Annotated in this window: 24 protein-coding genes, 1 tRNA gene and 1 pseudogene; 4 read left to right on the top strand and 22 right to left on the bottom strand. The window is 66.6% G+C overall.

Annotation, left to right across the window (positions count from 1 at the left end):
* Positions 1-64 precede the first annotated feature (64 nt).
* Positions 65-1,369, top strand: a complete 1,305-nt coding sequence (locus tag CCA01S_RS12745) for a putative bifunctional diguanylate cyclase/phosphodiesterase (protein ID WP_084386745.1) — start codon at positions 65-67, stop codon at positions 1,367-1,369.
* Between the two features lie 77 nt (positions 1,370-1,446).
* Here the strand turns inward: CCA01S_RS12745 and CCA01S_RS12740 are convergent, their stop codons facing one another.
* Positions 1,447-2,082, bottom strand: a complete 636-nt coding sequence (locus CCA01S_RS12740) for a MiaE family protein (RefSeq protein ID WP_232305122.1) — start codon at positions 2,080-2,082, stop codon at positions 1,447-1,449.
* Between the two features lie 166 nt (positions 2,083-2,248).
* On the opposite strand from CCA01S_RS12740, the gene CCA01S_RS12735 reads away from it, so the two are divergent.
* Positions 2,249-2,968, top strand: coding sequence for an oxygen-binding di-iron domain-containing protein (locus CCA01S_RS12735; protein ID WP_066459097.1), 720 nt, complete (start codon positions 2,249-2,251; stop codon positions 2,966-2,968).
* Between the two features lie 88 nt (positions 2,969-3,056).
* Here CCA01S_RS12735 and CCA01S_RS12730 read toward each other — a convergent pair whose 3' ends face one another.
* From CCA01S_RS12730 to CCA01S_RS12675, 14 genes are all read right to left on the bottom strand, one after another.
* Positions 3,057-4,103, bottom strand: a complete 1,047-nt coding sequence (locus CCA01S_RS12730; protein ID WP_198150013.1) for an MBL fold metallo-hydrolase — start codon at positions 4,101-4,103, stop codon at positions 3,057-3,059.
* 270 nt (positions 4,104-4,373) lie between these two features.
* Positions 4,374-4,709, bottom strand: coding sequence for a hypothetical protein (locus CCA01S_RS15365; protein WP_180984188.1), 336 nt, complete (start codon positions 4,707-4,709; stop codon positions 4,374-4,376).
* A 64-nt stretch (positions 4,710-4,773) separates the two neighbouring features.
* Entirely contained in the window at positions 4,774-5,088 is a 315-nt protein-coding gene (locus CCA01S_RS12725) for a helix-turn-helix domain-containing protein (RefSeq protein ID WP_066459096.1), read from the bottom strand.
* Positions 5,085-5,423, bottom strand: a complete 339-nt coding sequence (locus tag CCA01S_RS12720; RefSeq protein WP_066459095.1) for a type II toxin-antitoxin system RelE/ParE family toxin — start codon at positions 5,421-5,423, stop codon at positions 5,085-5,087. The genes CCA01S_RS12725 and CCA01S_RS12720 overlap by 4 nt, the downstream gene beginning before the upstream one ends.
* A gap of 74 nt (positions 5,424-5,497) precedes the next feature.
* A complete protein-coding gene (locus CCA01S_RS15690) occupies positions 5,498-5,671 on the bottom strand; it encodes a hypothetical protein (protein WP_157076542.1) in 174 nt (57 codons plus the stop codon).
* A 164-nt stretch (positions 5,672-5,835) separates the two neighbouring features.
* Complete coding sequence (gene ychF, locus CCA01S_RS12715; RefSeq protein WP_066459093.1) at positions 5,836-6,927, bottom strand: redox-regulated ATPase YchF; 1,092 nt, start codon at positions 6,925-6,927, stop codon at positions 5,836-5,838.
* A gap of 57 nt (positions 6,928-6,984) precedes the next feature.
* Positions 6,985-7,782, bottom strand: a complete 798-nt coding sequence (locus CCA01S_RS12710) for a CPBP family glutamic-type intramembrane protease (protein ID WP_066459091.1) — start codon at positions 7,780-7,782, stop codon at positions 6,985-6,987.
* A gap of 276 nt (positions 7,783-8,058) precedes the next feature.
* Complete coding sequence (gene pth / locus CCA01S_RS12705) at positions 8,059-8,649, bottom strand: aminoacyl-tRNA hydrolase (RefSeq protein WP_066459089.1); 591 nt, start codon at positions 8,647-8,649, stop codon at positions 8,059-8,061.
* 197 nt (positions 8,650-8,846) lie between these two features.
* Positions 8,847-9,461: a 50S ribosomal protein L25/general stress protein Ctc gene (locus CCA01S_RS12700; RefSeq protein ID WP_066459088.1), complete on the bottom strand. Its 615-nt coding sequence runs from the start codon at positions 9,459-9,461 to the stop codon at positions 8,847-8,849.
* A gap of 93 nt (positions 9,462-9,554) precedes the next feature.
* Positions 9,555-10,505, bottom strand: coding sequence for a ribose-phosphate pyrophosphokinase (locus CCA01S_RS12695; protein WP_066459087.1), 951 nt, complete (start codon positions 10,503-10,505; stop codon positions 9,555-9,557).
* A 90-nt stretch (positions 10,506-10,595) separates the two neighbouring features.
* Positions 10,596-10,672 (bottom strand) — tRNA-Gln (locus CCA01S_RS12690).
* Between the two features lie 5 nt (positions 10,673-10,677).
* Positions 10,678-11,580 (bottom strand): 4-(cytidine 5'-diphospho)-2-C-methyl-D-erythritol kinase, encoded by a 903-nt coding sequence (gene ispE / locus CCA01S_RS12685; RefSeq protein WP_066459086.1) that lies wholly within the window; start codon positions 11,578-11,580, stop codon positions 10,678-10,680.
* A gap of 119 nt (positions 11,581-11,699) precedes the next feature.
* Positions 11,700-12,296 (bottom strand): outer membrane lipoprotein LolB, encoded by a 597-nt coding sequence (locus CCA01S_RS12680; RefSeq protein ID WP_232305121.1) that lies wholly within the window; start codon positions 12,294-12,296, stop codon positions 11,700-11,702.
* Between the two features lie 53 nt (positions 12,297-12,349).
* Entirely contained in the window at positions 12,350-14,122 is a 1,773-nt protein-coding gene (locus CCA01S_RS12675) for a tetratricopeptide repeat protein (RefSeq protein ID WP_066459085.1), read from the bottom strand.
* A gap of 85 nt (positions 14,123-14,207) precedes the next feature.
* Here CCA01S_RS12675 and mutM point away from each other — a divergent pair, with 85 nt between their 5' ends.
* The gene (gene mutM / locus CCA01S_RS12670; RefSeq protein ID WP_066459081.1) at positions 14,208-15,035 is read left to right on the top strand and encodes a bifunctional DNA-formamidopyrimidine glycosylase/DNA-(apurinic or apyrimidinic site) lyase; all 828 of its coding nucleotides are present in this window, start codon (positions 14,208-14,210) and stop codon (positions 15,033-15,035) included.
* 87 nt (positions 15,036-15,122) lie between these two features.
* Here mutM and CCA01S_RS12665 read toward each other — a convergent pair whose 3' ends face one another.
* Both CCA01S_RS12665 and CCA01S_RS12660 read right to left on the bottom strand, forming a co-directional pair.
* Entirely contained in the window at positions 15,123-15,467 is a 345-nt protein-coding gene (locus tag CCA01S_RS12665) for a RidA family protein (protein ID WP_066459079.1), read from the bottom strand.
* Positions 15,468-15,622: 155 nt separating this feature from the next.
* Positions 15,623-17,041, bottom strand: a complete 1,419-nt coding sequence (locus CCA01S_RS12660) for an FAD-binding oxidoreductase (RefSeq protein ID WP_066459077.1) — start codon at positions 17,039-17,041, stop codon at positions 15,623-15,625.
* Between the two features lie 166 nt (positions 17,042-17,207).
* Between CCA01S_RS12660 and CCA01S_RS12655 the strand changes: the two genes are divergently transcribed.
* On the top strand, positions 17,208-18,593 hold the full coding sequence (locus CCA01S_RS12655) for a phosphomannomutase/phosphoglucomutase (protein ID WP_066459075.1): 1,386 nt from the start codon (positions 17,208-17,210) through the stop codon (positions 18,591-18,593).
* A gap of 84 nt (positions 18,594-18,677) precedes the next feature.
* Here CCA01S_RS12655 and CCA01S_RS16325 read toward each other — a convergent pair whose 3' ends face one another.
* The 5 genes and pseudogenes from CCA01S_RS16325 to murJ form a co-directional block, all read right to left on the bottom strand.
* Complete coding sequence (locus CCA01S_RS16325) at positions 18,678-19,865, bottom strand: glycosyltransferase family 4 protein (protein WP_066459110.1); 1,188 nt, start codon at positions 19,863-19,865, stop codon at positions 18,678-18,680.
* A gap of 318 nt (positions 19,866-20,183) precedes the next feature.
* Positions 20,184-21,239 (bottom strand): annotated as a pseudogene (locus CCA01S_RS16320) (glycosyltransferase); the annotation flags it as partial.
* Positions 21,240-21,312: 73 nt separating this feature from the next.
* On the bottom strand, positions 21,313-22,419 hold the full coding sequence (locus CCA01S_RS12645; RefSeq protein ID WP_066459074.1) for a glycosyltransferase: 1,107 nt from the start codon (positions 22,417-22,419) through the stop codon (positions 21,313-21,315).
* Positions 22,419-23,546 (bottom strand): glycosyltransferase family 4 protein, encoded by a 1,128-nt coding sequence (locus CCA01S_RS12640; protein WP_232305119.1) that lies wholly within the window; start codon positions 23,544-23,546, stop codon positions 22,419-22,421. The genes CCA01S_RS12645 and CCA01S_RS12640 overlap by 1 nt, the downstream gene beginning before the upstream one ends.
* Positions 23,543-24,904: a murein biosynthesis integral membrane protein MurJ gene (gene murJ, locus CCA01S_RS12635; protein WP_066459068.1), complete on the bottom strand. Its 1,362-nt coding sequence runs from the start codon at positions 24,902-24,904 to the stop codon at positions 23,543-23,545. The genes CCA01S_RS12640 and murJ overlap by 4 nt, the downstream gene beginning before the upstream one ends.
* Positions 24,905-24,911 lie beyond the last annotated feature (7 nt).

The following is a 24,911-nucleotide window of genomic DNA, read 5'->3' as shown; positions in this document are numbered from 1 at the left end:
CGGTTTTCTGTACTGGCGCACAACGTCCCGGCACCACAGTCACAACAAGGATGGTAGGTAGGTGATGCACCCCATAGCTTCTTATGACCCTGTGACAGAACTGCCACAACGCCAGATGTTCATCAAATATATCGACCAGACCCTGGTCGATCTCGTGCGGAAGAAAAAGGTGCTGGGCGCCGTGCTGGTGCTGGACATCGACGGCTTTCGCAAGATCAACGAAACCTACGGCCTGGACGCGGGCGACCTGATCCTGCACGAAATCGGTCGGCGCCTGACGGGTGCCATCCAGCCTTGCGACATGGTTTCACACACCAATGGCGACGAATTCATGGTGCTGCTGGCCCTGCTCGGCACAGATCGCCTGGCTGCCGCCAGCAGCGCCCTGAAGACCGCCGAAAAACTGCACAGCATCCTGACCGAAGAGCCGTTCCAGACGGGCGAGGTCTCGCTCTTCATCCAGGTGAGCATCGGGCTGACCATACTGGACGAACACAGCGCGAAAATCAGCCAGGTACTGCAGGAAGCCGGGATGGCCTTGCACATGGCCGAGGAAAAGGGCGGCAATTGCATCGTCTTCTTCAACTCGCGCATCCAGACCAGAATCACAGAACGCCTGTCGCTGGAACGCGACCTGGCCGCCGCGCTGAAAGCCTCGCAGCTGCACATGGTCTTGCAGCCGCAATACGGCCAGCACGGACAGGTCACGGGGGCCGAGCTGCTGGCACGCTGGACGCACCCGGTGCGTGGCAGCATTTCCCCCGCGCAATTCATTCCCATCGCCGCCGAGGCGGGCCTGATGCGCCAGCTGACGTGCTGGTCGCTACGGGTTGCCTGCAAAACCCTGGTGGCGCTGCAACAGCGCGGCGTCAACCACCCGCTTTCCGTCAACATCAGTCCCCAGAGCCTGCTGCAGCCCGACTTCGTCGCTGCCGTCAAGACCATCCTGGACAAGACCGGGGCCCCCGCCAGCCGCCTGATCTTCGAGATCACCGAAGAAGCCTGGCTGGACGACCTGGAGATCGCCGCCCAGCACATGCGAGAGCTGAACCAGCTGGGCATCCGCTTTTCCATCGACGATTTCGGCGCGGGCTTCACCAACCTGACCTATCTCAGGCGGCTGCCCATCGACGAACTGAAAATCGACAAGAGCCAGGTGCAGGACTTGCCGGAAAACATGGACAGCCAGGCCATCATCCAGATGATTCTGGGCATGGCGCGGCAACTGGGCCTGCGCGTGGTCGCCGAGGGCATCGAAATGGCCACCCAGGCCGAGTTCCTGTTCCAGCACGGCTGCGATGCGCTGCAAGGCTTCTGGATGGCGCGCCCCATGCCCATCGAAACCTGGATGGAACAGCAGGCTAAATAAGCTGTCCGGACGACGGTAGAACGCGGAGACCACGGGCGGCGGTGCCCCCCCGCGCGGCCAGGCGACAGCCGGCGGAGTCAGGCGCCGGACGCGGGGCAGCCGCTATGAAAGCGGAACTCGGCGTCCGGCGATTCGATGAGGGATTGTTCGATCGGGCGGATGCGATCGACGGTGCGCCGCACGTCGGCCTCGCCACCAAAGCGCCGGGCAAACTGCAGGTAATTGTCGTAATGCCGCGCCTCGGACTGCAGCAGCCCCGCATAAAAGGCCGCCAGTTCGTCGTCCAGATGCGGCACCAGGGCGGCAAAGCGTTCGCAGGAACGGGCCTCGATGAAGGCCCCCACCACCAGGGTATCCACCAGCTTGGCGGGCTCGTGCGTGCGCACGGCGGCGCGCAGGCCCACGGCATAGCGGCTGGCCGTGAGCGGGCGCAACGCGATGTTGCGGCGTTTCAACAGCCGCAAGACCTGCTCGTGATGCACCAGCTCTTCGCGCGCGAGCTTGGACAGGGACATGGCCAGCTGCGCGTCATGGCTGTAGCGGGCAATGAGGCTCATGGCCGAGGCCGCCGCCTTCAGCTCGCAATTGCGGTGATCGAGCAGCAGCACGTCCTGCTGTGCCAGGGCGGCTTGCACCCAGGCCGCAGGCGTCGGGCAAGGCAGGAAAGCGAGCAGGTCGGGGGGCAACATCACGGGCAAGGGTTTGACTGGCATTTCCTGAAGCATCATTTCCTATCTTTCAGATCAATATCTCGAGAGCGGATCCAACGTTACTTTATCCAATACGGCAGACGACATAAGCCTATGTCTGTATTGGCAATACACGCAAACCCATGGGCACGGGTGTATCTTCATGGCATTGAACCGCGGGAGACCACCCATGAGCTCCGTCTATGAAATCGCCCCCGACATCTTCCGCATCTCCACCTTCGTGCCGGAAGCCAACCTGCAATTCAATCAGTTCCTGATCCGCGACGAACAGCCTTTGCTGTATCACACGGGGCAAAATGCCCTGTTTCCCGCAGTGCGGGCCGCAGTCGAATCGCTGATCGACATCCACACCCTGCGCTGGATCGGCTTCAGCCACAACGAGGCCGACGAAAACGGCGCGCTGAACCACTGGCTGGACGCCGCGCCGCACGCGACGGCACTGTCCGGACTGCTGGCCGCCGTCACCGGCATCAACGACAACATCAGCCGCCCACCGCGCATTCTGGAAGACGGCGACCAGCTATGCCTCGGGCGCCACATCGTACGCTTTCTCGTCACTCCTTACGTGCCCCACAGCTGGGAATCCACCCTGCTCTTCGACGAAACCGAAAGCACCCTGTTCTGTTCAGACCTGCTGCTGCAGCGCGGCAACCCGGCCCCGGTGGACGAGGCCGTCCTGGACGCCGCCATCCACGACCTGCAAGAGGGCCAGCAGACCCCGTTTCGGGATCCGATCCCCTGCACGCCACACACGCAGCCGACCCTGATGCGCCTGGCCGCGCTGCGCCCCCGCTGCCTGGCCATCATGCACGGCGCCAGCTACCAGGGGCACGGCGACGCGGTACTGGCCGAATACGCGGCGGCGCTGCCGCGCATCCTGGCGCCATGATCTCACCACCCATCAGGCGGCGACGCACGTCGCCATGCGGGCAAGGTTGGCGCGCCTGCCCTGCCCTTATTCCGCAGGGCTTCGGCTTTTACTGGGCAAAGTCGATGCGCATCAGGTCGTGGCCAACAGTAACGGGGCCGTGATAGGCCTTGGCGACCCCGTTGATCCAGTCTTGATCGGTGATGCTGGGGTCGTCCGCCGGCACAAGGTGGCTGATGACCACTTGCTTGACCTTGGCCTGCGCGGCAGCCTGCCCCACCTGCTCGGTGGTGACGTGGTGCGACAAGATGGCCTTGGCGAAATTCTTGTCGCCATTGCCCACCCGCTTGGCCAGGTTTTCAAGCGCGGCGGGCTCTGCCGCCTCGCTTACCAGCAGGTCGGCCTGCTGGGCAAACTGGCTGAACCCCTTGGGAAACTCGTGCAGATCGCCGGTAAAGACGATGGTGCGCCCGCCCGTCTTGAAGCGGTAGGCATAGGCCTCGCCATCGGCAAAGGGCGGGTGCCAGACGCGCAACGCCGCCGCCTGCACCGACGCCCCCTGGGTATCGATGGGGCCTTCGTCGATCTCGGTCACCGTGACCAGCTTGCGCGGGTCGGGCTTGCCTTCATCCTTGATGCGCTTTTCGATGTCGTCTTCAAAGGCCTTCCAGGTGTATTCCGTCATGGCCTTCGTCCCCTTGGGGCCATAGACCGCAATCGGATGCTTGAGCCCGGTGGCCCACGCGTTCATCAGCAGCGCCGGGTAGTCGACCACGTGATCGCTGTGCAGGTGCGTGATGTAAATGGCGCGGATGTCGCGCAGCTTGAGCTTGGACTGCACCAACCGGTAGCTGGCGCCGTAGCCGGCATCCACCACGATGATGCCATCAGGCGTAACGATGGCACTGGATTGCGGCAAGGCCTTGGGCGTGAGCAGCGACGGCCCGCCCTTGGTGCCCAGCAGCTGGACGTAGGGGGTTGCCACAGCCGCGGCGGGTGCGGCAGCCACCGTCTTGGCCGACGCGGCATCACTCGACGCCGCCAGCACCGGGCCAGCCGCCAAAGCCAGTAAGGCCGCACCCGCCAGCGGCAGACTGGCGGCCCGCAGCCACTGGGCCAACGGCGCAAGCGCCGGAATACGAGGGGTAGTGTTCACGCAAGGTCTCCTGAATCAAAACATGCCTGGCAGGTTTTTTCAGCCTGCCTCTAAAGCTAACATGTTAACAATTCAAGATTCAATGGGTATCGAGAGAAACCCTTAGGATAGGCGTGAGGGGCTACCGTGCCGCTACGCTCGCGAGCACAACCACGAGCTTGACCATACGATCACCTATGGGCACTCATATGCAAAACCGCATAGAAATTTCATAGGCCAGATTCTATGCTCGAATCAATGCTCGCGCGCAATGACATACTCATAGCGGGTTCAGCAACGTTCACCGACTTGCTGAAGATCTGGGTGTTCCGCCTGAAGCTCCTGCATCAGCCTTCTTGACTGGCTCCGATCATAGTGCGTGATCTGCCGGATTTCCTGGTTACTCAATCCAGGCTCACCGCGCCTGGCGCGCTCCATCAGGATGCTGAGCACACGAACCTTGGCCGCATCCCAGTCGATCCGACGGCGCTTTTCACCCTGTCCGTCGCCTGCCAAGCGGCGGTACAGCGCGGGCGACAGACACCAATATGTCCCCCGGCCTGTGCCTCCATGCTCGATATAGCCCTTAGACGTTAAACGGGAAGAACGGGCTGCAATCCGCTTCATTGCTTGCTGCACTGGCTGGCACGGTCATTTCGTATCCACTTTCATACCCGCTTTTGAAAATCCGTCACACCACCGCCAGCCGTTCCACCGTGTCGGGGAATTTCTCGACCAAGCGGATCAGCAGGGCGGCCTGGGCGTTGGGCTTGGCTCGGCCTTGCTCCCAGTTTTCCAGGGTGCGGGGGTTGGTGCGCAGGTAACGGGCGAACACCGGGCGCGACAGGTGCAGGCGTTCGCGCAGGGCAAGCAGTTCGTCGGCGGTCACGTCCGGCGCTGGGTGAATTTCCACCTCGTGCGTGCGCAGCGTCTGTTTGCCGGCGCGCGCGTTCGTCAGGGCATCGAAGCCCTCGGCAATCTCTGCAAACAGATCCCGCTTTTTCATCGCCTCGCCTCCAATTCCGCTTTCAACATCCCCTTGAGCGCCTTCTTCTCGTCGGGGCTCAAGTCGGCCATTTCGTCCTTGTCGTACAGGGTGAACAGCCAAAATTGCGAGCCGCCATCCCACCAGTAATAGATCACCCGCAAGCCGCCTCGCTTGCCCTTGCCTCGGCGCGGGTCGCCGTGCCGCAGCTTGCGCAGGCCGCCCGTGCCCTCGATCACGTCCCCAGCTTCGGGGTTCTTCATCATGGCCTCTTGGAGGCCACGGAAACCCTCGTCGTCCAGATAGTCGGCCCTGTAGCGGGTGAAGGCGGGCAGTTCGACGAAGACGGCCTTCATCGCTTAAATTATACGCAAGTTGCGTATATATTCAAGGGGCTTGCAGCATGGGAATTTGGCAAGGGTGCCCTGCTTCATTCCCCGTACAGCTCTTCCGCCGTCGGAGCCTTCGCGTAGATAGCGGCCAAGCTATGGCACTCGCCCAAGGCGACGCGCATCAGATCCACGGCCCCGCCCAGTTGGCCCCCGAGCTCCAAGGTGCGCTCGTTGCTCACCTGATACCCCGCGTCGGCCTCGCCTTTGCTCATTGGCTACCCGACTCGTAGCTTTGCACTACGGACAGCTTGAATTGCTCATCGTATTTCGCCATGAAAAACACCCCAAAGGTTGGATCAGTGTCCAACTTTTGGGGTGCAGTTCATATACAGGGCATTTCGGTATTACTCGGACTATCTCGGATTTGACTGGCTGGCTAGACGTTGAACAAGAAGTTCATCACGTCCCCATCCTTCACCACATAGTCCTTGCCTTCGGCGCGCATTTTCCCGGCTTCTTTGGCGCCTGATTCGCCCTTGCAGGCGATGAAATCGTCAAAGCCGATGGTTTGTGCGCGGATGAAGCCGCGCTCGAAGTCGGTGTGGATGACGCCGGCGGCCTGCGGCGCGGTGGCGCCCACGGGGATCGTCCAGGCGCGCACTTCCTTGACGCCCGCGGTGAAGTAGGTTTGCAGGCCCAGCAGCTGGTAGCCCGCGCGGATGACGCGATCCAGGCCGGGCTCGGTCATGCCCATGTCTTCGAGAAACACGCCCTTGTCTTCTTCGTCGAGATCGGCGATTTCGGCCTCAATCGCGGCGCACACCGCCACCACGGGGGCGCTCTCGGCGGCGGCGTAGTCTTGCACGGCTTTCAGGTGCGGGTTGTCCTCGAAGCCGTCGTCGCGCACGTTGGCCACGTACATGGCGCGCTTGGCGGTAATGAAGCAATAGCCCTTGATGAGCGCCTGCTCTTCGTCGTCCAGACCCAGGCTGCGCACCGATTTGCCCGCATCCAGCGCCGCCACCACGCGTTCGAGCAGGCCCACCAGGTGGATGGCCTCTTTGTCGCCGGAATTGGCCAGCTTGCGGTTCTTCTGCAGGATTTTGTCGGCAGTGGCCAGGTCGGCCAGGGCAAGCTCGGTATTGATGACTTCGATGTCGGAAATGGGATCGACGCGCCCAGCCACGTGCACGACGTTTTCGTCTTCGAAGCAGCGCACCACGTGGACGATGGCATCGGTCTCGCGGATGTTGGCCAGAAACTGGTTGCCCAGGCCCTCGCCCTTGGACGCGCCCGCCACCAGCCCGGCGATATCCACGAATTCGACCACGGCGGGCACGATGCGCTCGGGGCTGACGATGGCGGCCAGCTTGGCCAGGCGCGGATCGGGCACTTCGACCACGCCCACGTTGGGCTCGATGGTGCAGAAGGGATAGTTTTCCGCGGCAATGCCCGCCTTGGTCAGGGCGTTGAACAGAGTGGATTTACCGACGTTGGGCAGACCAACGATGCCGCATTGCAGTGCCATGGGGTTCCTGGATCAGAAAAGAGGGAAAAATCAGGGCCTTATTGTAGCCGCTAGGGTTCAATACGCCGCCACCTCGGGCAGGAAATGCAGTACCAGGCCGATGAGCAGCAACGGGCCGCCATTGAAGATGGCGTGCAACGCCATCGAAGCGCCGATGCCGCGCTTGACACGCATCCAGCCCAGCACCAGGCCGGTGACCCACTGAGGCAGCACCAGCAGGGGCAGCAGCACCACATTGAGCGCATTGAGCTGATAGTTGTACAAGTGCACGGCGGCAAACGCCAGGGCAGCCGCGTGAAACAGCACCGGGTACGCCCGGTGCATGCGTCGCCGCCAGCGCCAGGCCGCCGTCCAGCCGTTGTGCCAGCGGTATTGCGCCGGATACCACAACGGTGCCAGGGCCAGCAGCAGGGCCACGGCGGCCAGCAGCACGGACGTTGCCCCCGCCCCCTGCATCAGAATGGCGGCCATGAGCGGCACGAACCACCAGATCATGGCGGGCCGCCGCAGGGCATAGCGGAACGTCAGTTCTTCGACGATGGGCGCCCAGACGAGCGCCGTCAGCCAGGGCAGGTTATGAATGTCGAGCCGGTGTACGGCACCGCTGGCTTGCGCGGCGGACAGCGCCAGCGGCGCAAAGACGAAAATATTGACCATCCACAACAGCACGGCCCAGTGCAGCAGGCGCCACCAGGGCGCATTGAGGCGGAAATCGGCCCGCAGGCCCTGGCCCGTGCGATGCGCCGCCAGGCGCGGCCCAGGACGCGGGTGGACGATGAATTTCAGGAAATCGACGATTTCCTCGCCCATGGTGGGCAAACCCGCGGGGCGGCGAAGAAGGGTCAATACGGTCATCTGAATCCTGCTCGATGCTTCTTACACGACATATCATGCCAGCCCGCACGCTTGCCCGGCCACAGGCACTTTCCCGCACAGGAAGCCGCGATGGCCAAGCGCGAGTCGGGCCATCCTGGGCCAGCCGACTTCAACCACGACACCGAGTCTAGACGGACAACACGGCCAGACCCGGCATAAGCCACAGCGAGAATCAGGCTATCGCCAGCCACCGCGACACGGCATGGCAAGAATCACGGACACCGCACGGGAACATGTGGTTCAGTCCAAAAAACGTTAATTGCCCTGATGCAGCTGCTCGGTGGCTCGGTCGAACTCGCCATCCAGCAGTCGTGGCAGCTGCACCCGGCAGCGGTTGATGACCTCATCGATGCCGGGCATGTCTTCCTTGCGCGGCGGATGCAGCACGAAGTTGATCACCGACTGCGCCAGCCCCAGGCTGCGCGGATGCCCGATGCCGATACGCAGGCGCCAGAACTTGGGCGTGCCCAGCACCGCCTGGATGTCTTTCAGACCATTGTGCCCAGCATGCCCGCCGCCGAACTTGAGCTTGACGGCACCGGGCAGCAGATCCATTTCATCGTGCAGCACCAGGATTTCTTCGGGCTTGAGCTTGTAAAAACTGGCCAGCGCCCCAACGGCCTGCCCGGATTTGTTCATGAAGGTGATGGGTTTGGCGAGAATCACGGCCTGTCCCGCGTGACGCGCCTTGGCCACCCAGGCGAAAAACCCTTTCTCCAAAGTGAAATTGCACTTCAGATCGTCGGCAAAGTGGTCGGCGAGCCAGAAACCGGCGTTATGACGGGTGATTTCATACTCGGGGCCGGGGTTGCCCAGGCCCACGATGAGGCGGATGGGCGCGGTCATCTAGGAATCTGATCAAAATTATCAACAGCCCGCATTTTACCTGTGTCCCAGCCGCAGCTCGGCAAAGCAAGCCGGAAGGAATCGTTCCTCCCCACGACCCGGCGGCCAGATGAGAAATGCCCGCGAACGGAACAGGCGTCCCATCACGCGGGCATTTGCACCGCCCGATGCAACATCGGGCAGTCGGCCTGGCAGACTTACTCGGCAGCCGGGGCGGCGGGCGCGGCGGCATCGTCGTCGCTGCCCGTGCCCTTGGGCGCGGCGGCCTGGGCCAGCAGCGGGTTGACGTCGTCGCCGTGGGGCACGTACTTCACGCCGATCGGCAGCGTGATGTCGGCCAGGTGCACGCGGGAGTTGCCGATCATGCCGCTGAGGTCAACCTCGATGAACTGCGGCAGATTGGCCGGCAGGCAGGTGATGTCGAGCTCGGCCGGGCCGTGCGTGACGACTTGGCCAGCCAGCTTGACAGCCGGGCTTTGGTCGGCGTTGAGATAGTGCACGGGCACCTTGGTGCTGACGGCTTGCGACGCGTCAACGCGCTGGAAATCGACGTGCAGAACCTGGGGGCGATACGAGTGCCATTGCACGGCACGCACCAGCACGGGCTCGACCTTGCCGTCGAGATCCATGTCCAGAATGGAAGCGTGGAATTCTTCCTTGTTCAGGGCGTGGTAGATCTCGTTGTGGTCGAGTTCGATGTTGGCCGGGGCCGACTTGCCACCGTAAACGATGGCGGGCACGCGACCGGCGCGGCGCAGGCGGCGGCTCGCACTCGAACCCTGGACGCTACGCGAAGTGGCGGTGAATTTCATGGAAAACTCCAAAAACGGGGCCCGTGGGCCCCTGCATACCAGCAGCCGAAGCTGCGATGAATCCCCCGCCGCGACCAGCGGGAGACGAAAAAATCAATCGGCAAACAGCGAGCTGACCGACTCGGCCGTGGCGATGCGCAGAATGGTTTCACCCAGCAGCGAGGCGCACGACAGCTGGCGGATCTTGCCGCACTGACGGGCGGGTTCGGACAGCGGGATGGTGTCGGTGACGACCACTTCGTCGAGGGCCGATTCCTGGATGCGCTTGACGGCCTCGCCCGACAGCACGGGGTGCGTGCAATAGGCGTACACCGAGCCGGCGCCACGGTCTTTCAGGGCCTGCGCAGCCTTGCACAACGTGCCGGCGGTATCGACCATGTCGTCCATGATGAGGCAGGTTCGGCCATTGACGTCGCCGATGATGTTCATGACCTCGGACACATTGGCGCGCGGACGGCGCTTGTCGATGATGGCGAGGTCGGATTCGAGCTGCTTGGCCAGCGCACGCGCGCGCACCACGCCGCCGATGTCGGGCGAGACAACCACCAGGTTCTGGAAATTGCGGCTCCAGATGTCACCCAGCAGGATGGGGCCGGCGTAGATGTTGTCGACCGGGATGTCGAAGAAACCCTGGATCTGGTCGGCGTGGAGATCCATCATCATGACGCGATCGACACCGACGGACTGCAGCATGTTGGCCACGACCTTGGCCGAGATGGAGACGCGTGCCGAACGTGGGCGACGGTCTTGCCGGGCATAGCCGAAATACGGGATGGCCGCCGTGATGTTGCGCGCCGAGGCACGGCGCAGGGCATCGACCATCACCATGATTTCCATGAGATTGTCGTTCGTGGGCGCACAGGTGGGCTGCAGCACGAAGACGTCTTTGCCACGCACGTTTTCGTTGATTTCGACCATGACTTCGCCGTCGGAGAAGCGGCCTACCGTCATCTTGCCCAGCGACATATCCAGATGATTAACCACATCGACCGCCAGCCGGGGGTTGGCCGTGCCGGTGAAAATCATGAATCTGTCTTGTGCCATGGTATCGATACCAGAGTGTCAAATGACAAGGCTGTTGACCAGCGCCCCGATGGGGCCGACTCAACAGCCTGAAAGTGTGTCTGCAGTAGATGGCTGGGGAAGAAGGATTCGAACCTTCGCATGCCGGAATCAAAATCCGGTGCCTTAACCAGCTTGGCGATTCCCCAACTGCTCAATCGAGCCAGCTCTTGAGCGGATGGTCGTCCAGCCCCTGGCAAACCCAGAAACCTTCGACCTGCTCAACAGATGAGCCCTGTATTTTACTGATAATCCGGTCGAGTTGCATCCGGGCCTGCGCAATGCCGTAGCACCCGGCAAACAGGCACGAACCCGAACCTGTCATGCGGGCATCCAGGCCTGCGTGGCGCATGACGCCCAATAATTGGGCCACCACGGGATGATGCCGACTGACCGTGGCTTCCAGATCGTTGCGGCCAAAAAGGCTGCGGTGTTCTGTTTGCCAATCAGTAAAGACCGAGATTTTTACCGATTCTGAATTTCTTGTCAAATCGGGGTCGCGAAAGATGGCCGCGGTCTCGACGTGCGCCCGCGGGCGGATGATGCAGTAGGCCTGCGGCGGCAGGGCTACTGCCTGCAACTGCTCGCCCACGCCCTCGGCAAAAGCCGACTGGCCAAAGACGAAAACCGGCACATCGGCCCCCAGCGGCAGGGCCAGGCGCAGCAAATCGGCGCGCGTGAGGCCCGTGCCCCACAGGCGGTTCAAGGCGATCAGCGTGGTGGCGGCATCGCTCGACCCGCCGCCCAGGCCACCGCCCGCCGGAATGTGCTTGGCGCAGCGGATGCGCGCACCGAAGCGCGTACCGCTGGCCTGCTGCAGACTGCGCGCGGCGCGCACCACCAGGTCGGCCTCTGGCGCCAGGCCTGGCAGGGTCTCGCCGTCGCGCAGGATCAGGCCGTCGCCGGTGCGCTCGAAATCCAGGCGGTCGCACAGATCGACGAAGCGGAACACCGTCTGCAACTGGTGATAGCCATCCGGGCGGCGCCCCACGACATGCAAAAAAAGATTGAGCTTGGCGGGAGCCGGCACGTCGTACAAAGTCGAGCACGAGAGCACCGGCGCCCGGGCTGGCTGCGGCGACCCCAGCGACCGTAGCGGCTCGATGGCACCTGACGCGGCGCCCTGTGGCCCTGCATCGGGCAATGACGCGCACCGCCCGCCTGGCTTGCCCGCCATCAGCCGTGATCCACGAGGAACTGCAGGCGCCACTCGCCCTGGGCGTCCTGCCGGAACAGGCGGATGCGCCGCGGCCCCTGATCGTCGTAGGACGACAGGCGCACGTCCCAGCCATTTTGCTGAAACCGGGTCAGGCGCCCTTGTTCGTCGCGCTGCGCGCCCAACACGGGCTGGCCGGGCTCGGGCGCGCCGCGCATCCAGTCGCGCAGCCCGGCCACCGGCATCGGGTGGCCCCAGAGGCGTTCCAGCAAATCGTCGGGCGAGGCGGCGGTCTCGCGCGAGCCGTCGGCCCGTTCGAGCACAGCCATGCCGGGGCCGACCTGGATGCGGGCCAGCACGCTGCCCAGGGGCGTGCTGAGATCGAGCCGCAAGGTGCGGCCATCGTCACGCCAGGAAAACCCGCCTTGCGCCGCGTACGGCGCCTGCGCCACGGGCTGCAGATTGACGGCGAACCGGCCCAGGCGCTCGAAGGCGGGCCCCTGCCCGGCGATGCGTGCGGGCGCGGCACAGGCAGCCAGCCCGGCCGCCAGCAGCGATACACAGACGAGCCGCCAGAGGCGCGCGACCGCCTGTTCGCCCAGCCAGGTACGCGGCACCTTGCCCTGCCCTCGTACCCACGCGGCTCGCCCAGAGCAAAAGCCCGGCGCCGTCATGGCAGCTTGACCTGCAGGCGCTTGAGGGTATCGAGCAGCGTGGCATTGGCGGGATCGGCCTTCAGGCCCTCGGCCCAGATGCGTCGGGCTTCTTCGCGGCGCTTGAGCATCCACAGGGTTTCGCCCAGGTGCGCGGCAACATCCGCCGCGGGCAGCTGATCGTACGAACGCCGCAGGTATTCAAGCGCCCCCTGGTAGTCGTGCGTGCGAAACAGATACCAGCCGACGCTGTCGAGGATGTAAGGATTGTCGGGATCAAGATCAAGCGCCCGTTCGAGCAGGTCGCGCGCCTCGGGCAGCTGACGGTTGTCTTCGACGAAGGTGTAGCCCAGCGAGTTGTAGGCATTGGCGTTGTCGGGGTCGAGCTGGATGACGCGGCGCATGAGCGCTTCGAACTCGGCCTTCTTGCCCTGCTGCTGCAGCAGCATGCCCAGCTCGTATTTGATCTCGGCGGTGTCCGGCATGTCGAGATCGGCGGCCTTGAGCAGATCGATGGCCTGGTCGGTGCGGCCCGCATCGCGGTAGATGGAAGCCAGGGTGAGGCGCACCACCACCCGTTCGCGCCGATCCACCGGCTTGATGGCGTCGAGCGTGGCGCGCGCCCGGGCGAGGTCGCCCAGCTTGCCGTAGAGCACGGCCTCGTGCGTGAGCGCCTGGAATTTGAGCGTGGGCTCATCGATGCGCTGCAGCTGGCGGATGGCTTCTTTGAGGTCGTTCTGCCGCTCGGCGATCTGCACCAGCAGCAGGCGCGCGTCGGACACGTCGGCCTGCGCATTGGAGGCGCCGTCGGCCACGGTCTTGCGGCGTTGCTGCTCGATGGAAATGTATTCGGCCAGCAAGGCCTTGGCGGCATCGTAGCGCCCGGCCCGGGCATTGACCTCGGCCTCGGTATACAGCAGGTCGAAGTCTTCGGGGGTCTGCTTGCGCATCTGCCCCAGCAGGCGCAAGGCTTCGTCGAACTGCCCCTGGCCGGTGAGTCGGCTGACCAGCAGCAGCTGCAAGGGCCGCTGGTTGGGATGATTGGCCAGGAAGCCGTAGGTGTCGCGGATGGCCTGGCGCGGTTCGACGCGCAGGCCGTATTCGAGGATGCGCTGGGCCGCGTCGGTGGAATCGGGGTCGCGCGCCTGCGCCTTGTAGGCCTCGTCGATGGCGCGGCGGGGCTCGCCCGCGGCCCAGGCGGCATCGGACAGCGCCAGGTGCGCCAGCGCCGAGGTCTTGGCGACCCCCGCCAGCGCCTTGTCGAGCACGTCCAGGGCCAGGCGCTTGTCGGTCATCTTGGAGACGATCGCCACGGCCTGGATGATGGCCTGATCTTTGTCGTCCGCCGATTCGATGCGCCGCGCCAGGGTTTTGGCCAGGCCATCGGTCTGGCCGCTGGAGGCCGACAGGGCCAGCGAGGCGGCCACGGCCTCGGGATTGCCGGGGTCGAGCTTGGCCCACTCGCGCGCCGTCTGCAGGGCAAGCGCCAGGTTGCGCCCGGACATGGCCACCTGGAAGGCCTGGTGCGCCAGGCGCGGATCGAGCGTGTCGCGCGCCAGGCTGAGCAGCTCTTGCGCGGCGTCGTCGTACTGGCCCTGCTGGGCGGACAGTTCGGCCACCAGGATGCGGTACAGCAGTTCGGGCGTGAGCGTGACGGCCGGGGGCTCGCCGGGGCGCAAGCGGATGGTTTCCACCGTATCTGCGGGTGCCGGCGGTGGCGCAGCCCAGGCAGTCTCGTGCACAGCAGCCAGGGCCAGCACCACGGGCAATACAGAGGCGGGGAATCTCATTGGCGGTAACCAGGGCCGCAACGCGAGAACAGCCCGCGTCTAGTGGCAAAATTGCATCATCGAACCAGGATGTTATCACCCCGCCATGCCCGAACTGCCAGAAGTGGAAACAACCCGTCGTGGAATTGCCACGGTCATGCCCGGACAAATTTTGCGACAGTTGGTCGTGCACGATGCACGGCTGCGCTGGCCCATCCCCGACAGCCTGCCGGGCATCCTGCGCGGCACCCGGGTGCTGGCCTGCGAACGCCGGGGCAAATACCTCTTGATCCGCTTTCCCCACGGCACGCTCATCGTGCATCTGGGCATGTCGGGGTCGCTGCGGCGGGTGCCGCTCGACGCGCCCTTGCGCAAGCACGACCATGTGGAATGGATATTCGACGATGCCCGGTTTCTGCTGCACGACCCGCGCCGCTTCGGCGCCGTCCTGTGGCACCCTGCCGAGGCGGGGCCCATCGAGGCGCACCCGCTGCTCGCATCCCTGGGTACGGAACCCTTCGATCCGGCCTTTACGCCCGCGCATCTGTACGCGGGCATCCACGACCATCGCCAGTCCATCAAGCAATTGCTGCTGGCGGGCCGTGTCGTGGTGGGGGTGGGCAATATCTACGCGTCAGAATCCTTGTACCTGGCGGGGATCGACCCGCGCACGCCGGGCGCGCGCATTTCCCGCCCGCGCTGCGCCAAGCTGCACGCGGCCATTCTGGCCACGCTCACGCAAGCGCTCGAAGCGGGCGGCAGCACCTTGCGCGACTACGTCAATGCGCAAGGCACGCCCGGGGCTTACTTCACCCTGCACGCGGCGGTGTACGAACGCGCCGGGCAGCCCTGCCCGCGCTGCGGCACGCCCATCCGCCGTATCGTGCAAGGCCAGCGCGCTACGTATTTCTGCCCAGGTTGCCAAAAGCGCTGAAGCGTACAAAAGCAAAAAACCCGCTCGAAACATCATCTGAGCGGGTTGTCTGCATCGGGGCGGCTCTTGGCAGCCCGGCTGGCAGGCTCAGTCGAGCGCGGCCACGATGATGACTTCGAACTTCAGGCCAGGGGCGGCCAGACGGGCTTCGCCGGTGGCGCGCGCGGGCGGGTTGGCCGGGTCGATCCAGGCTTCCCAGACAGGGTTCATGGCGTCGAAGTCGGCCATATCGCGCAGCCAGATCGTGGCTTGCAGAACCTTGGACTTGCTGCTGCCCACCTGGGCCAGCAGCTCATCGACTCGCGCCAGAGCCGAGCGGGCCTGGGCCTGCACGTCGTCGCCGGTGCCGGTCTGGCCCGAGAGGTACACCGTGTTGCCGTGGACGACGGCACCGCTCATGCGCTTGCCGGGTTCAATACGCTGAATCGTCATGATTCAATCTCCGAGAGGGGGAAAATGGCGCCATGATAACCCGTGAGCCTCGAAGGTGCCGACGCGCCCCGCCCGCCGCCCCCCTCTATCGGGGCGCGCACCAGGCGGCAGGCATCGGCCACGGACGAGACGCGACGCCGTGCGGTGGCATCAGATCAATCCGCCACTAAGACCTTGCCCGGGTTCATGATGCCCTGGGGGTCGAGCGCCGCCTTGATGCGATGCATCATGGCCATCTCGACCGGGTCTTTGTAGCGTGGCAGGGCGTCGCGCTTGAGCTGGCCCACACCGTGTTCGGCGCTGATCGAGCCGCCCACCGCGTTGACCCGGTCGTGCACCAGGGCATAGACCTGATCCTGGCAGGCCAGCAGCTGGCCTTCGGCCCACTCGGGGCCGCGCGCGACGTTGTAGTGCAGGTTGCCGTCGCCCAGATGGCCGAAGATGACGTGGCGGATGCCCGGAAAAGCGGCCTGCAGGGCGGCGTTGGTGCCCAGCACGAACTCGGCCATCCGCGAAACGGGGATCGAGACATCGTGCTTGATGCTCTTGCCCGTCTGTTTTTCGGCCAGCGGGATGCTTTCACGCAGGTGCCACAGGGCGTGGCTTTGCGCCACCGATTCGGCGATCACGGCGTCGAGCACGATGCCCGCCTCGATGGCTTCGCCCACCACGACCTCGAAGCGCTCGCGCGCATGGGCCTCGGATTCGCTGTCGGAGAGCTCGAGCACGGCGTACCAGGGCAGATCGGCCGAGGGGCCCTCGAAGGGCAGGCGCTGCTGCGGAAAACACCGCACGACGTCTTTGAGGCAGCTGCCCGCCATGAGCTCGAAGCCGGTCAGCGACGCCCCCATGCCCGCGCGCGCGCGCCCCAGCATGGCGATGGCGGACTCGATGGAATCGAAGGCCAGCAGCGCCGTGCAGCGCGCCACGGGCAGCGGGTGCAGCTTGAGCGTGGCGGCGGTGATGACGCCCAGCGTGCCTTCGCTGCCAATGAAGAGGTCGCGCAGATCGTAGCCGGTATTGTCTTTGCGCAGGCCGCGCAGGCCGTGCCAGATGTCGCCTTGCGCGGTGACTACTTCCAGCCCCAGGGTGAGCTCGCGCATATTGCCGTAGCGCAGCACCTGCGTGCCCCCGGCATTGGTGGCCAGGTTGCCGCCGATCGTGCAGCTGCCCTCGGCGGCCAGGCTCAGGGGAAACAGCCGCCCGGCGTCGCGCGCGGCCTGCTGCACGGCCTGCAGAACGCAGCCCGCCTCGACGTCCATGGTGTCGTTGTCGGTGTCGATGCCACGCACGCGGTTGAGGCGCTGCAGCGACAGGATCACCGCCGTGCCGCTATCGTCAGGCGTGGCGCCGCCGCACAGGCCAGTGTTGCCGCCCTGGGGAATCACCGGCACCCCGTGCTGCGCGCAGTAGCGTACGACGGCGGCCACCTCGTCGGTGGCAGCGGGGCGCACCACGGCCAGGGCCTGGCCGCGATAGCGTTCGCGCCAATCGACGGCGTAGGGCTGCGCGTCGGCCCCGGCCAGAACCTGCGACTCACCCACCATCGCCCGCAATGCTTTCAGATGATCCATGACGAGAAAACCCTATGTCCTGTGCGAAGAGGGATTCATTGTATATGGGCGATAATTGACGCTGCGTCCCGGTGGCGTGCTTGGCGTCTTCACGCAAGGAAAACGCCGCTGCACGGCCCCCGATGCGCGCCCTGCTTCCATTACCGTTTCCCATGCGAGATCTGCCGTGACCGATTCCCTGCCCGCCGCCGTCTTCAAAGCCTACGACATCCGGGGCACCGTGCCCGGCCAGCTCAACGCCGCGTTTGCACGGCGCCTGGGGCTGGCCCTGGCGGCCATGGCGCGTCACGAAGGCATCCGCACCCTGGTGGTCGGCCACGACGGGCGCCTGAGCAGCCCCGCGCTGTCCGACGCCCTGCAAGACGGCCTGCACGCGGGCGGCATCGACACCACCGACCTCGGTCTCGTCCACACCCCGCTGGTGTACTTTGCCGCGCACGTAGGCGGCAGCGGTTCGGGCGTGGCCATCACGGGCAGCCACAACCCGCCTGACTACAACGGCTTCAAGCTGATGATGGGCGGGCGTACCCTGCACGGCGACGACATCCAGGCGCTGCGCGCCGCCATGGCCAACATCGCCGCGCCCCAGGGCACCGAGCCGGGCAGCCGCACTGCGCAAGACCTGGTCGATACCTACGTGCGCACCATTGCCGATCACGTCAGGCTCGCGCGCCCCATGCGCATCGCCATCGACTGCGGCAACGGCGTGGGCGCCGTGGCGGCGGGGCGGCTGTTTCGCGCGCTGGGCTGCCAGGTGGACGAGCTCTTCTGCACGGTGGACGGGCGCTTTCCCAACCACCACCCCGACCCGGCCGAACCGCAAAACCTGCAAGACCTCATCGGCCACCTGCGCGACAGCGACTGCGAAGTGGGCCTGGCCTTCGACGGCGACGCCGACCGGCTGGGCGTGGTGAGCAAATCCGGGCAGATCATCTGGCCCGACCGGCAAATGATTCTCTTCGCGCGCGACGTGCTCTCGCGCGAACCGGGCGCGTCCATCATCTACGACGTGAAATGCAGCCGCCACCTGGGGCAGGCCATCCGCGACGCGGGCGGCGTGCCCGAAATGTGGCAGACCGGGCACTCGCTCATCAAGGCGCGTCTGGCTGAAACCGGTGCGCCGCTGGCAGGCGAAATGAGCGGCCACTTGTTCTTCAAAGAACGCTGGTACGGTTTTGATGACGGCCTGTACGCCGGCGCCCGCCTGCTCGAAATCCTGTCGCGCAGCACCAACCCCGGCCGGGTGCTCGAAGCCCTGCCGCAGGGCATCTCCACCCCCGAACTCAAACTCGCCATGCGCGAGGGCGAGCCGCACCCCTTCGTGCGGCAGCTGCAAAGCCAGGGGCAGTTTCCCACGGCGATCAGGCGCGTGACGATCGACGGCATCCGCGCCGAATACGCCGACGGCTTTGGCCTGGCCCGGGCATCCAACACCACCCCGGTGGTGGTGCTGCGCTTCGAGGGCGACACACCCGAGGCCCTGGCGCGCATCCAGGGCGAATTTCGCGCGGCCATCCTGGCCTTGCTGCCTGGGTGCGCCTTGCCGTTTTAAAACAGCGGCCAGCGCAAAAACAGCGTAGCCACTTCGGGCAGCGCCCGGCGCTGCCCGACCGGCACGCGACTCAAATACGCCTGATCACAGGGGGTGCTTGCCTGACAGCTCGTCGTACACCGCCAGGTGCGCCTGCACCACGCCCTGCAGGCCAAAGTCCCGCTCGGCCAGGGCGCGGCCCGCGGCCCCCATGCGGGTGCGCAGATCGGCGTCGGCGGCCAGGCGGGCCACGGCATCGGCCAGCGCCTGGGCATCGCGGGCGGGCACCAGCAAGCCGCTGACGCCCGGCTCGATGACGTCGCGGCAGCCCGGCACGTCGGTGGTGACCACCGGGCGCCCGCAGGCCGCCGCCTCGATCAGTGACTTTGGCAGGCCCTCGCGGTACGACGGCAGGGTGACGATGTGGGCGCCGGCATAAAAGGCCGCCACGTCGTGGCATTCGCCCACGTAGTCGATCACCCCCTCGCGCTGCCAGGCCTGCAGCTGGGCGTCTTGCACCGAGGCCGGGTTTTCGAGGTCGGGGCTGCCCGCCAGCCGCCAGATCACGCCCCCGCCCCGGGCCGCCGACAGGCGGGCCGCTGCGACGAATTCTTCCACGCCCTTGTCGCGCAGCAGCCGTGCGGCCATCGCCACCACGACAGGCCCGTCGGGCAGAGGCCGGGGCGAGAACTGATCGAGATCGACACCCGAACCGCGGATCATCACCACCTGGCCGGGGCGCACGGCGCCCGCCCGCATCAGCATGTCGCGATCGGAGGGGTTCTGGAAAATGACGCGGCAGCGCGCGTGGCCCAGCGCCAGGCGGTACAGCACCAGCGCCAGGCGGCGCAAGACCCGCCGCTTGAGGTCGCGGCTCTGGATGAAGACGTAGCCCAGGCCGGAAATGGCCACCACGTAGGCGGGCACGCGTGCCAGGCGGCAGGCGATGCCGCCATAGAGCACCGATTTAAGGGTAACCGCGTGCACCACGGCGGGCCGCAGGCGGCGCAACAGGCGCCAGATGGCCCAGAAACTGCGCGCCTCCGTCCAGGGGCGCATGCTGGTGCGCGACAGAGGCAGCGTGTGGTGCGTCAGGCCCAGGGCTTCGAGCTGGGCCACCGCGGGCCCGCCCATGGATGCCACGTGTACGTCGTAGCCCGCATCGCGCGCGGCGATCGCCAGCGGCAAGCGGTGCGACACCAGGAAGGCCGGATTGGTGATGAAAAACAGCAGCCGGGGCGCCTGATTCGCGCGCACGGCCTGGCCGTCACGCGAAGCCGCCGAGACCTGCATGCCAGCATGAACCCCGGCCTGTTCGCCGCCCACGACCGCCGTCCCCGTGGCCGGCGGCTGAACGCGTGCGGCCCGTTGCACCCGCAGCCAGCGCCCCAGGCGGCCCGCCACACCGGCGTCGGCGGGAGAATCCGCCGCCAGGCGCGCCCAGACGGTCTGATAGCGCTCGACCATGGTTTGCAAGCCGTAGCGCTGTGCCACCGAGGCGCGCGCGGCCTCGCGGCGCGCGGGCCAGTCGGGCTGGCGCACGGCGGCCACAGCCTGGCCGATGGCCTGCGACAGGGCTGACGGGTTCTGGGCCGGGGCCACCCAGCCATGGTCGGCGACGATATCGGCGGCATCGCCCACGTCGGTGACCACGCACGCGGCGCCCGAGGCCATGGCCTCGCAGACCACGTTGGGAAAGCCCTCGGCCTTGCTGGAGAGCACGTGCACGTCCAGCCCGCGCATGAGCGCCGGGACATCGTCGCGGCGCCCCAGGAAGATCAGCTGATCGAGCACGCCGTACTGGCGCGCCAGCGCGATCAGTTCAGCGTTGTCGCACGACATGCCCAGGCCGATGAGCACGCAGCGCAGCCGCGCATCGGCCTGCAGGCTGAGCGCCAGGGCGGCCAGCAGGTTGGCATGATCTTTCAGGGGGTTCCAGCGGGCCACGCAGCCCAGCACGACGGCATCGTCGGACACGCCCCACTGGGCGCGCAGGGCCTCGCGCTGGGCGGCGTCCGGATGCCAGCGCGAAAAATCGTAACCGTTGGGCACGACCAGCATGCGGTCGGCCCGGTAGCCCCAGGCGCGGTGTACCTGAGCGGCCTTGCGCGCGCAAACCACAATCACGCCTGGCAGCCAACCCGACACCCGCGCACACAGCCAGGCCGTGGCGCGCGACGAGCGGCTGCTTTCGGCCAGGCTGACGCCCGAATTGCGCACGCCCCAGGCCAGCGCCCGGATGCCCGCCAGGCGCGCCACCAGACCGCCGATGAGATCGGCGTGATACATCCAGGTCTGGACGACGTCCGGGCGGCGCGCCCGCAGCAGGCGATACAGCTGCCACAGGCCGCGCAGCGAACCCACGGCCCCCTGCATGTCCAGCGTGACGACCTCGACCCCAGCCTCGCGCAGCGCGACGCCGATCACCCCTTCGGTGGTCATGGAGACCACCGTGTGCCGCGCCGTGCCGCCCGGGGCCGTCACCAGGCGCTGCAGCACGGTTTCCGCCCCGCCATGCAGCAGGCCGGAGATGACGTGCACGACCCGCAAGGGCGGCTGCGCGGCGGACTCGTCGGCCGCGTCGGGCAACGCAGCGCCCGCCCCCTGGGCGGCCGCGCGCGGCGGCTGGCCGGCGTCCGGTGCGGGCAAAGGGTTCTCGTGTTCCATATCGCTCATGGCGTGTCCTGTGATGCCCCGGCGGCGGGCCACCCGCGCCCCGGGTCTGTCCAGTATTGAAAGTTCATGTCGATGCAGGGCCATCGTCCCAGGCAGTATCCCAGGCTCGCAGCACCGCATCCAGACCGTAGCGGGCGCGCACGCTGGCCGCCGCCGCGTGCCCGGCGGCCACGCGCTGATCCGGGCTTTGCCGCATGACGCGCAGCAGGGCCTGCGCCAGCGCCGCTTCATCCTGAAACGGGACGAGTTCGGCGTAGCGGCCCGCCTGCGTGAGTTCTTGGGGCCCCGACGGGCAATCGTTGGCCACGCAGGGCAGGCCCAGCGCCATGGCTTCGAGCAGGGCATTGGGAAAGCCCTCGACGCGCGAACTGAGCACGAAGGCGTGCGCCGTGTACAGGTCGGCCCAGGGGTCGGCGCTGAAGCCCGGCAGCAGCACGCGGCCGGACAGGCCCAGCGCCTCGACCCGCTGTTGACAGGCGGCGCGCTGGGCGCCATCGCCCCAGATGACGAGATCCCACGCGGGGCAACGCTCGGCAAGCGTAGCAAACACCTCGATCAGGCGGTCGAACTGCTTGATGGGGTTGAAGCGCCCCAGCGCGGCCAGGCGGTAGCGCGGCCCGGGCGGTTCGACCTCGCGCACGCCCGGCAGATGATCGGGCAAGGGGTTGGGAATGGCCATCAGGCGGCGCACGCCGGGCGCCACCTGGCGCAGGTGTGGCACGCTTTGCCGCGTCTGCACCACCACGCGCCGCGCCCACGGGTACAGACGGCGGCGCGCCCAGCGCAGCACAGGTTCGAGGTTGACGCTGTGGGCGGGGTCGGTGCGTTCGGCCACCACCACGGGCAACCCCAGGCCGCGGGTGGCCAGCAAGGTGGTGACGTTGACGTTGGTGAGAAAGGACAGCACGCGGTCGGGGCGCAGCGCGCGAGCCAGCGCCCGCAAGGCCAGGATCTTGCCCAGCGGACGCCACCAGCGCGGCCCGCGCAGCCGATCGGCCAGCCACAGCAGCTCGACACCTGGTTCGAGCTGCTGCAGGCAGGTGCCGTGGCCGGAATAGCAGCACACCAGCGTGACGCGGTCACCGCGCCGCGCCCAGGCGTTGGCCAGGGTGGCGGCCACCCGCTCGGCCCCGCCGCCGTGCATGGAACTGACCAGAAACAGCGTATGCATCAATTCACCCGTCGTCCCTGAAAGACCTGCTCCCATAGCGCCATGATGCGCGCCGCGCTGAAGCGGTCGCGCACGTCCACCGCCCGGGCAGCATAGCGCGTCCGCAGCGCGGGGTCAGCCATCAGGTTTGCCAGTTGATGGGCCAGGGCGTCGGCATCCTGCACGGGACGCACCAGCACGCCGTCGATGCCGTCGCGGATGATCTCGCGCGGCCCGGTCTCGCAGTCGAAGGCCACGCAGGGCAGGCCGCTGGCCATGGCTTCGAGCAAGGTGTTGGACAAGCCCTCGGCCTGCGAACTCAGCACGTACAGATCGGACGCCGCGTACCAGGCGGCCATATTGCCCACGCGGCCCGGCAGCGCCACCCGGTCGCGCAGGCCCAGTTCGTCGCGCAACGCCTCCAGCGCGGCGCGTTCGGCGCCCTCGCCCAGAATCGTCAGATCCCAGTCGGGATGGATGCGGCTCAGCTGCGCGAAGGCGCGCAGCAGGCAGTCGAAGCCCTTGACCGCATGCAGGCGCCCGACGGCCAGCAGCCGATGGCGCCCCGGGTTCGGCGCGGGCGCGATGACGGGCGCGCCGTCTTCCAGCGGCCAGCGCACCGAATTGGGGATGACCTGCGCCCGCACGCCGGGCAGGTGGGCGTCGAGCCACTGCGCCGTGCCCTGGGTGAGCGCCACGACGGCATCGGCCTGCGGGTAGGTGCGCCGCCGCAGGCGCTGCCAGAGTTCGGGCAGGCGCTGGATGGGTGGATGGGTGTGCTCGGTGGCGACCACGCGACAGGCGCGCCCGCGCGCGGCCAGCACGGCCAGCACCGAGCCGCGCGTCATCATCCCCAGCACCACGCGCGGGCGCAGCCGCCGCACCAGGCGGCGCAGGCCCCAGTAGCGGCGCAGATTGCCCCAGACAGCGCCCAGCGGCCCCGTGCTGTTGCCCGCCAGCCCGAGGGCGTGGCGCTGCACGCCCTCGGCCAGCGCATAGGCATCCTGCTCCGCGCCCGTCTGGGTGACGACGGCCACCTGATACCCGCGAGCCTGCCAGTAGGCCGCCATATCGACCGCCACCCGCTCCGCCCCGCCCCCGCGCAGCGAATGGATGACGATCATGAGGTCGAGTCGAGAGGTGCTCATGGCGCTTCGTTCTGTGAAATCGGGCCGCCGGGCCGCACGCGCAGGGCCAGCAGCAGATAGCCCGTGTACGACATGGCGTACATCAGGCTGGTGGCCAGCATGATGCCGGCCACGCCCATGCGCGGGGCCAGCACGGCGTTCATCCCGGCCTTGACGAGAAAATTGACGACGGCAATCGTGGCCATCCAGCCATAGCGGTTCTGGCTGGCCAGCAACTGCACGAGAATCAGCACGCCGAAGAAAAACGGCAGCTGCAGCAGCCCCCAACGCAAGACTTCGGCCACGGCCAACGTGTTCTGGGCGGTGAAGGCGCCGCGCTCGAACAGCAGCGAGACGATCCAGGGCGCCAGCCACCAGCCCAGCACGACCACCACGGCGCCCACGGCCAGCATCGCCGCCGACCATTTCAGCGCCATGGCGCGCGCGTGCGCGGCGTCGCCGCGCCCCTGGATGTCGGCCAGCACCGGCAGCGCGGCGCGACCCACCGAGGCGGCGCCCAGGCCGATCATGAGCGACAGCAGGCGGGCCGCGTAGCCCAGCGTGGCGTTGGCGTTTTGCCCCAGCCGGGCCGCCGTGTATTGGTCGATGGGCCCGACAAAGCTCATGGCCAGCTGGCCCACCAGCATGATGCCCGCCGCCGCAGCCAGGCTGGACCACTGCGGCGACTGATGCCGCAAGCGCAGGCGCGTCGGCACGCCATCGGCGCGCTGCGCCAGGCGTCGCTGCAAGAATGACTGCAGGGCATAGCCCAGCAGCGTGCCCCACAGCAACGGCATCACGCCCGCCCCCGGCGGCGCCAGCAGCACCCAGACCAGGATCATGAGCGCGGGCACGCTGTCGAGCAAAGTATTGATGTGGCGCTCGTGCGCGCGCAGGCGCGCCGCGCTCAGTCCCGTCGAGATGGTGAACAGCGCCGCCGGGGCAAACCCCAGGATGAGCAGTCGGCTCATGCCCTGCACCGGGGCCGACAGCCCCTGGCCCGCCCACTGCAGCACCCAGGGCCAGACGGACACCAGCAACAGGCCGACGACGACCCCCAGGCCGATCGCCCAGGCCTGCAGCTCGCCCAGAAAGCGCCCGTGCAGATCACGATCCCCCTGGCGGCTGCGCACCAGCGCCGGGATGAGCACCACGGAGCACGAGCCCACCAGGGTGACCGGCAGCCAGTTGGCCATCGTCAGGGTGAACTGATAGGCGTCCACCACGTCGCTGATGCCGTAGCGGTAGGCCACCGCCATTTCCTTGAAGGCGCCGACGGCCTTGCCCATCAGCAGGAAAAACGCCACGCGCGCGGCGCCCAGGGCAATGCGCCGATGATCGGCGTGCAAGGTCATCAGCCGTTGCTTGAAGGAACGCATGGCCTAA

The organism is Castellaniella caeni NBRC 101664 (assembly GCF_001592225.1).
In the GTDB taxonomy this organism is placed as follows: domain Bacteria; phylum Pseudomonadota; class Gammaproteobacteria; order Burkholderiales; family Burkholderiaceae_B; genus Castellaniella; species Castellaniella caeni.
This window is presented reverse-complemented; position numbering and strand designations above follow the sequence as displayed.